Source organism: Xanthomonas arboricola (genome assembly GCF_002940665.1).
Classification (GTDB): domain Bacteria; phylum Pseudomonadota; class Gammaproteobacteria; order Xanthomonadales; family Xanthomonadaceae; genus Xanthomonas; species Xanthomonas arboricola_B.
This window is the reverse complement of sequence record NZ_MIGY01000002.1, coordinates 1,198,934-1,210,901: the sequence shown is the minus strand read 5'-3', so window position 1 is coordinate 1,210,901 and position 11,968 is coordinate 1,198,934. Positions and strand designations below refer to the sequence as shown.

At 64.5% G+C, this 11,968-nt stretch carries 11 protein-coding genes; 2 read left to right on the top strand and 9 right to left on the bottom strand.

Annotation, left to right across the window (positions count from 1 at the left end; genetic code table 11):
• Positions 1–18 precede the first annotated feature (18 nt).
• Entirely contained in the window at positions 19–333 is a 315-nt protein-coding gene (locus tag XarjCFBP7645_RS12350; protein ID WP_104537686.1) for a hypothetical protein, read from the top strand.
• Between the two features lie 8 nt (positions 334–341).
• Positions 342–1,097 (top strand): zinc-dependent peptidase, encoded by a 756-nt coding sequence (locus tag XarjCFBP7645_RS12345; protein WP_104537685.1) that lies wholly within the window; start codon positions 342–344, stop codon positions 1,095–1,097.
• A 147-nt stretch (positions 1,098–1,244) separates the two neighbouring features.
• Here the strand turns inward: XarjCFBP7645_RS12345 and XarjCFBP7645_RS12340 are convergent, their stop codons facing one another.
• The 9 genes from XarjCFBP7645_RS12340 to katB form a co-directional block, all read right to left on the bottom strand.
• Positions 1,245–2,432 (bottom strand): DUF1501 domain-containing protein, encoded by a 1,188-nt coding sequence (locus XarjCFBP7645_RS12340; RefSeq protein ID WP_104537684.1) that lies wholly within the window; start codon positions 2,430–2,432, stop codon positions 1,245–1,247.
• Positions 2,433–2,517: 85 nt separating this feature from the next.
• Positions 2,518–4,107, bottom strand: coding sequence for a DUF1800 domain-containing protein (locus XarjCFBP7645_RS12335; protein ID WP_181126311.1), 1,590 nt, complete (start codon positions 4,105–4,107; stop codon positions 2,518–2,520).
• 123 nt (positions 4,108–4,230) lie between these two features.
• Positions 4,231–5,601, bottom strand: a complete 1,371-nt coding sequence (locus tag XarjCFBP7645_RS12330; protein WP_024939071.1) for an ATP-binding protein — start codon at positions 5,599–5,601, stop codon at positions 4,231–4,233.
• 74 nt (positions 5,602–5,675) lie between these two features.
• Complete coding sequence (locus tag XarjCFBP7645_RS12325) at positions 5,676–6,359, bottom strand: response regulator transcription factor (RefSeq protein ID WP_002808458.1); 684 nt, start codon at positions 6,357–6,359, stop codon at positions 5,676–5,678.
• A gap of 71 nt (positions 6,360–6,430) precedes the next feature.
• Complete coding sequence (locus tag XarjCFBP7645_RS12320; RefSeq protein WP_104537682.1) at positions 6,431–6,733, bottom strand: hypothetical protein; 303 nt, start codon at positions 6,731–6,733, stop codon at positions 6,431–6,433.
• A gap of 338 nt (positions 6,734–7,071) precedes the next feature.
• A complete protein-coding gene (gene dusA / locus XarjCFBP7645_RS12315) occupies positions 7,072–8,076 on the bottom strand; it encodes a tRNA dihydrouridine(20/20a) synthase DusA (RefSeq protein WP_104537928.1) in 1,005 nt (334 codons plus the stop codon).
• A gap of 453 nt (positions 8,077–8,529) precedes the next feature.
• Positions 8,530–8,754, bottom strand: coding sequence for a hypothetical protein (locus tag XarjCFBP7645_RS12305; protein WP_181126309.1), 225 nt, complete (start codon positions 8,752–8,754; stop codon positions 8,530–8,532).
• 755 nt (positions 8,755–9,509) lie between these two features.
• On the bottom strand, positions 9,510–10,085 hold the full coding sequence (locus XarjCFBP7645_RS12300) for an ankyrin repeat domain-containing protein (RefSeq protein WP_104537681.1): 576 nt from the start codon (positions 10,083–10,085) through the stop codon (positions 9,510–9,512).
• 58 nt (positions 10,086–10,143) lie between these two features.
• Positions 10,144–11,649 (bottom strand): catalase KatB, encoded by a 1,506-nt coding sequence (gene katB / locus XarjCFBP7645_RS12295; RefSeq protein ID WP_181126308.1) that lies wholly within the window; start codon positions 11,647–11,649, stop codon positions 10,144–10,146.
• Between the last annotated feature and the right edge of the window lie 319 nt (positions 11,650–11,968).

The window sequence follows — 11,968 nt, the reverse complement described above, 5'->3', positions numbered from 1 at the left end:
GGGAGTGAAAAGCACGTTATGATCGGCGACTCACGCCGCTTGCCCTGGATGTGGACGATGCGCCGAATCACGGTTTGCCTGCTTCTGTTGTTGGCTCCGCTTGCCGCGCTGGCATCGGACCAGCTGGCCGATGGCGATCATGAGAGCTGCGTCAGCAGCAACTCGGCGGCCCGCGGCAGAACCCCCAACGGCGAGCCAGCAACCGCGTCGCGCGCGCCCGCGCACAAGCCCGCGCCGGCCACCGGCGGCGGTGGCAGCGACGGCGACGGCCTGTTCCCACGCATGCGCATGATGCCGCGCTGGCATAGCTTCCTGCCGGGCATGTTCCGCTGATCCAGTGGTTGTTGCGCCGGCTACGCCGGCCGCCCCCCGATGTTCCCGATGCGTTATGGCTGCCGGTCAGCCGCCGCTGTGCCTGGGTCGCTGCGCTCGACCCGTCCCGCCAGCACCGTCTGCGCGCCTTGACCGCGCAGTTCCTGCAGCAAAAGACCATTTCTCCGCTCGACGGGCTGCGGCTGCAACCGCACGATCACGTCCTGCTGGCGGCCATGTGTTGCCTGCCGCTGCTGACCATCGGCGCGGCCGGCTGGCGTGGCTGGTCGCAGCTGATCGTCTACCCGGACGCGTTCCGCGTGCAGCGCACGCACATGGATGCGGCCGGGGTGATGCATGCCTGGGACGACACCCTGATCGGCGAGGCCTGGGAGCAAGGCCCGCTGATCGTCAGCTGGGCCGATGTGCAGGCCGACCTGGACGACCCGCAGGCCGGCTTCAACGTGATCGTGCATGAGATGGCGCACAAGCTCGATGCGCTGGATGGCGCCCTCGACGGCACCCCGCCGCTGCCGCGCGATGCGCAACGCGCCTGGGCACGCGATTTCCAGCGCGCCTTCGATACGTTCTGCCAACGCGTCGATGCAGGCGAAGACACCGAGATCGACCCGTATGCCGCCGAAGCGCCGGAAGAGTTCTTCGCGGTGGTGAGCGAATACCACTTCTCCGCGCCGCAGCTGCTGGCGCGCGTCATGCCGGATGTCGCTGCGCAGCTGACGCGTTTTTATGGACCTTCGCCGTTTGCATCGTCAGCGCAGCGCTGATGGTGTGGTGACACGCCTGCATGACTTGGGCTGTCGTCATGCAATGCTCTAGCCCGCATCAATCGCATGCGTTCCAACCGACTGACCACCACAATGCGCGATGCCGAACGCGAGACGGATCGACATCGCCAGCGCATTGCCAGGCATTCACACTAGCCCAAGATCGCGCGGCCTGGCACCGGGAAACACCCGTTCCAACTGCGCAGGCGACAATCCCCACAACCGACTCAATACACCGCCGAACAGGCTGCGGTAATTGGTGAGCACCGGGTAATCGCGGTTCTGCAGCAGTTGCGCCTGCGCAACGGCGACCTGCTCGCCCGCGATCCGACCGCCGCGCACGCTGCCACCCAGCACCCAGTAGGCGGTGCCGTGCCCGTGATCGGTGCCCTTGCTGCCGTTTTCGCGAAAGGTGCGGCCGAACTCGGACAGCACCACCACCACGGTGTCCTTCCATGCCGGTCCCAGGGCGTCGGCGTACGCCGCCAGCCCTTCGCCCAGATTGCGCAGATTGTTCGCCAGGCCGCCTTCGACACTGCCCTGATTGGCGTGCGTGTCCCAGCCGCCGACATCGACAAAGCCCAGCCGATAACGCTCGCGCATCAGGCTTGCCATGCGCCGGGTTTCGTCGGCGAAGGAGCGCGCACTGGCGGCGCCGCGACCGGCCTGCTCCATCTCTTCGCGCAGCTGCGCGGTGACCTGCCGACGCAGGGCCAGTCCTTCGCGCGCGGCCGCTGCCAGCGGCGTCGCGTCGTACATCTGCGACAGGATCTGCGCCTGACGCGCATCCAGACCGCCCTTGCCGATGCCCCGCAACGACACATTGGGCAAGTCGCCGCCGCCCTGGAAGGTCAGCGGCAAGGAATCGGTAAAGGCAATCGCAGGCACTCCGCTCAGCACACCCGACAGGCGCGCCATGAAGCCGGAACGATAATCGCGGCGCTGGCGGCCGGCCTGTCCGGATTCGATATCGTCCTGGGTCTCGAAGTGACTGCGCGACAGATCGTCGGTGCCGGCAAACGGCACGAATGCCAATTGCTGGCGTTGCCACAGCGGCAACAGCGCATCGCGCATCACCGGGTTGAGACCCCATTGCGCATCCAGCGCAACGGCACTGTTCGGATTGGCCGCATCCGGTCGTGCGATCGCCAGGGTCGGGCGCGCCTGGTAATAAAAATCGCTGGCATGCGGCACCAGCAGATTGTTGCTGTCGTAGCCGCCACGCAGAAACACCACCAGCATGCGCGCGCTGTCGCGTGGCGCAGCAAACAGGCGACCGCTCCAGGGCAGACTCGCGGCCGCTGCGGAAGCAAGCAGAAATTGACGTCGTTGCATGGCGCGCTCCCATGGCGATGGTCGCCAATAGACTGTTGAAACAGCAGGCGTTGACTCGGCAGCCGTTGCATCGGCGACGTTCGAATCAGCGATAGTTGAAGTCCGGCGATGACAGCAGGAATCCATTCCACTCTGCGGGCGAACGCGCCTGCCCCAGGGCATCACGCGTGGCACTGGACAGCGACGGTGCGGCCCAGCGGTACGATGGGCGCATGTCGATCTGGGTCAGCGCCGGCAGTGGCGTGTCGTTATTGCCATCCAAGCGGAACAGTTGCTTGGGCCCGCCACCCAGCGCACGCGCCACCTCGAAGCGCCGCGCCAGTTGCCCGGAGCTGGTCCATGCCTGCGATTGCAGCGACCAGCCATCGGGGGTGATGCGCCCGAACAGCGGCCCGCCGAGTTGCTGCACCCAGCTCACCATTGGCGCGGCATTGACCACCGGCTGGCCCTCGTACGCCAGCCGCATCGCCGAAACCACGAACCGGTTCGGGTCCTTGAACTTGCGCGGTTGCGCCTGCGCAAACTCCGCCGAGTCCAGCATGGCCTGCATGACGCTGGCGATGTCGCCATCGCTGCGTCGAAACGTGTTCGCCATGCGCTCGACCAGCGCGGCCGGCGGCTTGTCGCTGACAAAATACTCGGCCAGACGCTGCGACACGAACTGCGCGCATGCCGGCTGCCGCACCAACAGCTGCACCGCACGCTCGATCTCATCCAGCCCGCCCGCGGCGATGCGCTGGCCCAGCAAGGTCTTGTCGCCGGGTTGATGACGCGCAGGATTGAATTCGAACAGCCCCTTGCGCACCACCTGCGACTGCCCCGGCGCAGCAGTCGACAGGGGCGGAACGCCCTCGGCCTTGACCGGCACCAGGCCGGCACCGGTGAGGATCAGTGCCAGTTGCTGCACATCCTGCTGGCTGTAACCGCCATGCACGCCAAGCGTATGCAACTCCATCAGTTCGCGCGCGTAATTTTCGTTGATCTTGCCTCTGGCGTTCTTGGCGTTGTCCAGATATTCCAGCATCGCCGGGCTTTCTAGCGTCGCCATCACCAGGTCGGCAAACTTGCCGGTGGCATGCGGGCGGATCGCATTTTCCATGTAATCGGCCACCATCCATTTCACCCGCCCCTTGTCGGCGTACACGCTGAAATGGTTGAGCCAGAACCACACCAGCTGCTCGCGCGTCTGCTCCGGCGCATACACCGCACGCAACAGCTGTGCCTGGCGCGCCTGGGTCAGCATCTGCCCGCCACGCGCCTGCCACGCCTTGCGCAAGGCGGTCTTTTCCTCGCCATCGGGCATGTCTTGCAGGCGGATCTTGTCGGCCTCGTACTGCGTCAGCAAGGTCGGCAGGGGCGTGTGCAATGCATCGAATTGCTGCAGTTGTGCATGGATCGGCGCTGGCAATGCCGCATCGTCGCTGTCTTGCAACAGCAACCTGCCGTAGCGCCTGGGACCGAGCCGCTGCAGCTGCGCTACGCTGTCGGTATCTACGCCGTAGGTCGCACGCTGCAGCCAGCGCGTCTGTGCCGGCGTCAGTGCCGAATGGGCAGCACTGCACGACATGGCGAAGGCACAGCCCGCCAACAGCGATGCCAGCTGCCAGCGGTGACGGCCGGGCGCGCCCACTGGACGCGCGCTGAGCCAACGCATCTGTGCATTGCGCTCGAACATGCAGCTCTCCATCGCAACAGCCTGGAAGCGGCTCAGTATGGTCAAGCCAACGCGCGGGGCGTTAAACGGTTGTCGGAATGCGCTGCGACGTTGACCACGGGTTCATTCCGCAGCGCAGGCCGGTCACAGTCCCGGCGGCAGGGTCACGTCGAAGCGGGCGCCGCCCAGTTCCTGCGAGCGCACCACCTGCAGCTCGCCGCGGTAGGCCTTGATCAGATCCTGCACGATCGACATGCCGATGCCGTGGCCTTGCACGCGCTCGTCGCCACGCACGCCACGCTGCAGGATCTTGGCCACATCTTCCGGCGCGATACCGGGGCCATCGTCTTCCACCGACAGGATCAATCCGGCACGACGGCTGCCGGTGGTAGGACCGGGCTGTGCGGTCAGCAGCACGCGGCTGCGTGCCCACTTGAAGCCATTTTCCAGCAGGTTGCCCAGCAGTTCCTGCAGATCGCCCGGCTCGCCATGGAAGCGCGCGTCGGGCGAAATATCGAACTCGCACAACACGCCCTTGACCGAATAGACCTTCTCCAATCCGCGCACGATCTCTTCGGCGGTCGACTCGATCGGCAGCGGCGCGGCAAACAGCTTGTGCCCGCTGGAAGCCGCGCGTGCGAGCTGGTAGGACACCAGATCGTTCATGCGGCGCAGCTGCACATCCATCTCCTCGTGGAGATCGCGCTCGGACTGGCCGCTATCGAGCTGGGTGCGCAATACCGCGATCGGCGTCTTGAGGCTGTGTGCGAGATCGGCCAGCGTATTGCGCTGGCGGTCCAGATTGTCGCGCTCGCTCTCGATGAAGGCGTTGATGCTTTCGGTCAGCGGCTCCAGCTCGCGCGGGTGTTGTTCGCTCATGCGCTGAATCTCGCCGCGCTGCACCTTGGTCAACTCGTTGATGACCCGCCGCAGCGGACGCAGGCTCCACTGCAGGATAAACGCCTGCAGCACCAGCAGCACCACACCGGCACTGCCGAGATAGAACCACACCGCGCCACGGAACACGCGCAGCTGCGCGCCCATCGAGCGCGCATCTTCCATCACGTAGATGGTGTACGGAATCTCGCCGCCGTGTTCGCGCTCGACGTAACTCACGCCCAGGCCGTAGCGGTACAGCTGGCCCACGCTGCCGTCGATCTGGGTCATCTCCAGCGGGCCGATGAACTCTTCCTGGCGTGGCTCGAGCATGCGCCCGTGCGGAATGTTCGGGCCTTCGGCCGACATCGAGGTCCAGCTCTCGTCCGGGCGCACGACTTCCACGTACAGCCCGCCGCCGGGCACATCGAAACGCGGATCCGGCGGCTGGCCGCCGATATACAGCGAGCCGTCGCGGACAAAATCGATATTGGCGGCGTACGCAGAGGCGTAGTTCTTCAGCCGCTCGCGCAGATTCTTTTCGGCGGTGTCGGCAAACGCGACATCCAGCGCATAACCCGCCAGTGCAAGGAAGGCCACCAGACTGAGGCTGGCGGCCAGCAATTGGCGGGCCTGCAGGGAGCGCGGCCGCCAGCGTCTATACCACTTAGAGCGGCCCGGCACCTGATCTTCCTGCTTGCCGATGCGCGGACTCAGCCTTCTGTACGCGGAATGGCGAAACGATAGCCGCGACCGCGTACCGTCTCGATCGGCTTGAGCTCACCATCGGGATCGAGCTTCTTGCGCAGGCGCCCGATGAATACTTCCAGCACGTTCGAATCGCGATCGAAATCCTGCTGATAGATGTGCTCGGTCAGATCGGCCTTGGAGACCAGTTCGCCGGCATGCATCATCAGGTACTCGAGCACTTTGTACTCGTAACTGGTCAGATCCACGTTGGCGCCATTGACGCTGACCGTCTGCGCTGCCAGATCCAGCGCGACCGGGCCGCATTCCAGGGTCGGCTTGCTCCAGCCCGCCGCGCGCCGCAGCAGCGCATTGACGCGCGCCAGCAGCTCTTCGACATGAAACGGCTTGACCAGGTAATCGTCGGCACCCTGCTTGAGCCCTTCGACCTTGTCCTGCCAGCTCGAACGCGCAGTCAGGATCAGCACCGGGAACTTCTTACCCTCATCGCGCAGCGCCTTGATCAGTTCCATGCCCGACATTTTGGGCAGGCCGAGATCGATGATGCCGACATCGAACGGGACTTCGCGGCCCATGTACAGGCCTTCTTCGCCGTCTTGTGCAGCGTCGACAGCAAAGCCTTCACGCTTCAGACGCGCGGCAAGGGTCTCGCGCAGCGGAGCTTCGTCTTCGACCAAAAGGATACGCATGCACTCTCCCTAGTTACGTTGTCGGCCAATGGCCGGGGGATTTATAAGACTGAACGCAGAACTATCTACGCCTAGTGGTTATCGTCGCGTGGTGGCACATCGAGTGGCGCCTGGCTGCGTGGCGGCGCGGCCTGCATCTGTTCCGACTCGTACACGGTGTGCACACGGCCATCCTTCATGTACTTGACCCGGTTGAGATTGCCCCCATCGAACGGCACGCGTTCGGCGCTGAGGATCTGTCCACCGGTGGACCGTTGCACCTGCCGGATGGTGTCCGAGAGCGTGCGTCCATTGCCGCGCGCCGATGGCGGCAACGCCTCGCGTCCCGCATGCGACATCGGATATCCCTGTCCCCATGCCGACGGCGTTGCCATGGCTACCCCAAGGGCAACCAGGACGACATAGCGAGCGCGGCAGAACGGCTGGGTCACAATGAATCCTAGCGGGTTGTTCAGGAACATTCAAAATTCGTGAAACCAACCACCGGTGCCAGCATGGTCGAGCCCGAGAATAGACCCAAATTCTTGATTTTTCGGGGTGAATCCCATCTGAACTTTTTAGCTTTGTGTTAACGCTGTTCAGTGAAATGAATCCCGGACGTGCATGGAAAGGCGCTTTGCCCTGGATTCCGCCGTCGGGCCTGACGGGCGACATCGCTGCCGAATGCGGTCAACGGATATGCCGGTTCAGGTAATGCAAGCCACAGACCAGTTCAGGCCACCACGCGCCAGGCCTGGGTGTCGGTGCGCTGCATGGCCTGCTCGACCAACTCCCAACCGGCACCGGGTCGGTGCGCGCCCTCGCTCAGGACCTGCCGGAACGCGCGTCCGCCCGGCTGGCCATGGAACAGCCCCAGCACGTGCCGGGTCATGTGCTTCAATGCCAGGCCGTGTTCCAGTTGGGACTCGACGTAGGGCCGCAAGGCGCGCAGCAAGTGGTCGCGCGGTTGCTCTGTACGCTGATTGAGGGCCGCATCCAGGCGATGCAGCAGGTAGGGGTCGTGGTAGGCGGCGCGGCCGAGCATGACGCCGTCGGTCTGGTGCAGGTGCTCCATTGCGGTTTCCACCGCCGCAATGCCGCCATTGAGCACCACCGGCAACGCGGGGCGCTCCTGCTTGAGGCGATACGCCCAGTCGTAACGCAGCGGCGGCACTTCGCGGTTTTCCTTGGGCGACAGGCCCTTGAGCCACGCGTTGCGGGCATGTACCACCACCATGGCCGCGCCGGCTACGGCCACTTGGTCGACGAAACTGGCGAAGACGGCGTAGTCGTCATCGTCGTCCACGCCGAGGCGGCATTTGACCGTGATCGGCAGCGTGGTCGCCGCACACATGGCGGCAACACAGTCGGCGACCAGCGCCGGCTCGCGCATCAGGCAGGCACCGAAGCGCCCGGCCTGCACGCGATCGGACGGGCAGCCGCAATTGAGGTTGATCTCGTCGTAGCCCCACTCCTGCGCGATCGCCGCGGCCTGCGCAAGCAGTGCCGGCTCGCTGCCGCCCAGTTGTAGCGCCAGCGGGTGTTCGACCGGATCGAAGCCGATCAACCGCGCGCGATCGCCATGGATCACCGCATTGGCGTGCACCATCTCGGTATACAGCCGTGCCGAGGGTGCCAACAGGCGATGGAAAACCCGGCAATGGCGGTCGGTCCAGTCCATCATCGGAGCGACGGACAGACGCAGGGAGGCGGCGTAGCGATCGGCGGAAGCGGTCATCGACATGTGGCTACAGCGAGCAGCCATCGGAATGCGGAGCAGGATCAACAGCTTACACGGGTGTCGGCGAATCTGCCGCGCGCGGCGCGGCATGCTGCCAGGCCGATCTGCCGAAGCGCGCTGCAGGACCACCCCTTCATTGCACCGTGTAATTGCCCCGTATCGGCTGACCGAATTCGAGCACGACGCGCGTTTTGGATTGCGCAGGTGGCACGCTTCGCCGGCCGGCATCACAGCTGCTTGTGCACCGGCAGGGGGCGAACGATATCGCGCTGGCGCTGCTGTCGTTCCTCCCGCTCGCCGGCTCCGCGTTAACGGGCGGGCATCGCTGCAGATGCGCAGTGTCTGGTGGCGTCCGCCGATGCCGGCCGAACGCGGTGCATCATCAGTGATCAGCGGAGCTTCTTTCGTCCAGTGCCGGCTCAGTGCACGGCGCCTGGACGGGATCTGCAGTTACAGGTTGCGGAAGCCCACACGCTCTTCGGCGCTCAACGGCTTGCCGAGGGCGTGATACGAGGCGACCAGGGTGATCAGGGCGGTGCCCAGCACGGTGTAGAAGCTCCACGAAGTAGCTAGCACGTGTACCTGACCGAACACCAGGGCGACCACGGCAGTGGCAGTGCACAGCACCATGGCCAACAGGGACATCAGGAAAGGGATGGAGGGATCGAGCTTCATGGTCCGGGGGTTCCAGTGTGCGATAGCGGAAGCATCGGCGTTCGCAGCGCTTTCTTGAACTGTTTTTTGCGGTTTTCGGGAACAGATTTTAAGCAAGTCAGCGCGCGCTCAGATTTATGTCAAAGCCTTGGCGCACAAAGGTTTTGCCGTCAGGAAACTCCTGACGCAGTGGCGGAAAAATCACCGCTTCCGCCGGAGATCCAACGCACCTGCGGCAGAAAACCGACGGGGCGGTGACCGCACTTTTCGGCAGCCAGCCAAGGCAGTTTCGGCGCGTCGGCCAGCAATCAACAGATTCGGGATCAACCGTGCGCGATATCTAGGGCGCGCACCGGCCAACCGGCAACCGCATAGGTGGCCATAGCGAAACTGGTGGTCGCTGGCACGCACCGGTGGCGTCAGCGCGCGCGATGGGATGCTGCGAGCGAGGCCACCAAGGCGCCGGATATCGAGGTGCAGGACTCAGGCGATGGCGATCAGCGACTCACCCAACGGCCGCCGTGACGAGCTGGCGTCGCAACTACGTACAGCGTGTTGAAAGTGGCCGAGCGCTATGCGTGCAAACCGCTCGGATGCGGACTGCAGGCGGCTGGCCGGTGCACTACGGTGCGGCACCCTGCAGCAAGCATTACCGATGGCTCACGCCGGCATTGGCGGCCGAACTGGCACCGGCATCGGCATCGGCCGCATGGCGCATGCGAGTTTGCTGACGCCTGGCGTCACACATGACTGCCCGCCACGCATGACTGGCGCGCTCAGCGCGCCGGGGACGTCGCAAACTCGCCGCGTTGCAGCTTGGTCACATCGTTGCCCTGCCCGTCCTTGAGGCTGAGGTCCGCGCCCTTGGCGGCCAGATCCTTGAGCACGTCGGTCCGCTGGAACAGCGCGGCGTACATCGCCGCGGTCTGGCCGGCGTTGTTGCGCTGGTCCGGCGCGCAGTCGGCCTGCATCAGGCGCTTGGCGATGCCCAACTCGCCCTTGAAGATCGCACCCATCAGCGCGGTATTCCCGCGCTTGTCCTGCACACACGGGTCGGCACCGGCGCTGAGCAACTGCTCCACTGCCGGGCGCTGGCCGTGATAGGCCGCCAGGATCAGGGCGGTGTAGCCCTTCTCATCACGGGTGTTGAGGTCGTAGTGCGAGCGGATGAACTCGGCCAGCATGTCCTGCCGCCCTTCGCGTGCCGCGTCGAAGAAGTACTCGCGCAGCTGCAGCTTGATCTGCGCCGGGTCGGCGGTGGCAGTCGTGGCGCTGGTGGAGACAGATGCGGGCGAGGCGGCGTTGGCAGCCGCAGACAGGGTGCCAAGCATCAGAAACAGCAGGGTGCGCATATGGCTCTCCCGGTAGCGAAAACGGCACCGCGGCACAGGCCGCGATGCCGTGGGTGGATCAGTCCTGCAGGCTGGAGGCCAGCTGCTTGACCCGGGCCAGGTCGCCCTTGGCGACACGCGTCACGCCAGTGCCGTACTCGGGGTCGGCCTTGTACAGGAACGACAGCAGGATGTGCTTGCTCTCGGTGTCGGTGGTGGCCAGCGACTCGCCGAAACTCTGCACCAGATCGGCACGATCCTTCTTGCTGTAGGACCGATACAGCTCACCGGCCTGCTTGAAGTTCTGCTCGCGGGTGATTTTGGCCTGCTGGGTGGTGCCCGACAGCGGCAACGCGCTGTAACGCGCGGCGGTGTCCTGCGGACGCGGCTCCAAGCGGCTCGGCTCGTAGTTCACGCCGCTGGTGGTGTGCCCGTTGTTGCCTTCGCCATCCTGGTTGCCGTTGTTGACGGCCACACGCGGACGGTTGACCGGCAGGTTCAGGCCGTTGGCACCGATGCGATACAGCTGGGTGTCGGCGTAGGAAAAGATGCGACCCTGTAACAGGCGGTCTTCCGACGGCTCGATGCCCGGCACCAGGTTGGCCGGCGCCATTGCGACCTGCTCGGTTTCCTGGAAGAAGTTGTCGACGTTCTTGTTCAACACCATCTGGCCGACCTTCTGCTCCGGTACGTCCGGCCAGATCTTGGTAGCGTCCAGCGGATCGAAATCGAACTTGGCCAGGTCTTCCGGCTTGAGTACCTGTACGTACAGGTCCCACTTCGGGAAGTCGCCCTTCTTGATCGCACCGACCAGATCGTTGGTCAGGTGGCTGTAGTCCTTGGCCTGGACGGCGGCGACCTGCTTGGGGTCGAGGTTCTTGATGCCCTGCAGCGTCTTCCAGTGGAACTTGACGTAGTGCACTTCGCCCTGCGCATTGACCAGCTTGTAGGCGTGCACACCGTTGCCATCCATGAAGCGGTAGCCGGCGGGGGTGCCTTCGTTGGAGTACAGCAGCGTCAGCGTGCGGGTGCCTTCGGGCACGTGCGAGAAGAAATCGAAGCGGCGCGAATCGTCGTCCAGGTTGGTGCGCGGGTCCGGCTTGAACGCGTGGACCATGTCGGGGAACTTGATCGCATCGCGGATGAAGAAGGTCGGGAAGTTGTTGCCGACCAGATCCCAGTTGCCTTCGCTGGTGTAGAACTTGGTGGCGAAGCCGTGCGGGTCGCGCAACGTTTCCGGCGAGTGGTTGCCGTGCACCACCGAGGAAAAGCGCACGAACACCGGGGTCTTTTCGCCGGCACTGAACACCTTGGCCTTGGTCAGGCTGGACAGATCGGCGGTGGCGGTGAACTCGCCTTTGACGCCGGTGCCGCGTGCATGCACCACGCGCTCGGGAATGCGCTCGCGATCGAAGCGCTGCAGCTTCTGGATCAGTTGCACGTCCTGCAGCAGGGCCGGGCCATTGGCCCCGGCAGTCTGCGAATTCTGGTTGTCACCGACCTTGGCGCCGTTGTCGCGGGTCAGAGCGGATTGGGCGAAAGCCGGCGGGGCGATCAGCGTCGGGGCTAGCAGGGCTAGCACCATGAGGGATCCAGGGCGCATGGCGTCAGCTCGTTTGAGGGAGCTGAATCATCGCCAGCAGACCGAAGCGTGAGAAGTCGTTAGTTATGATCGCTGCGATAGGCAAACATGATGGTGGGTGCGTTGCGTGATATGTATCGCTAAATGCCCCGGCAGCAGGTTGCAGATAGGCGAGCAATGATCCACAGACCGTCTTCGTCTGCATGGACGCAAGTGCGGCGGGAACAAGCTGATGCTGCGATACGAGGTTGCAAACGTTCGGGGTGGTGGTCAAACGTCTTCGTCTTGCATCCGTTTTAGGTCGAGCTGACGTTCCGGGCAG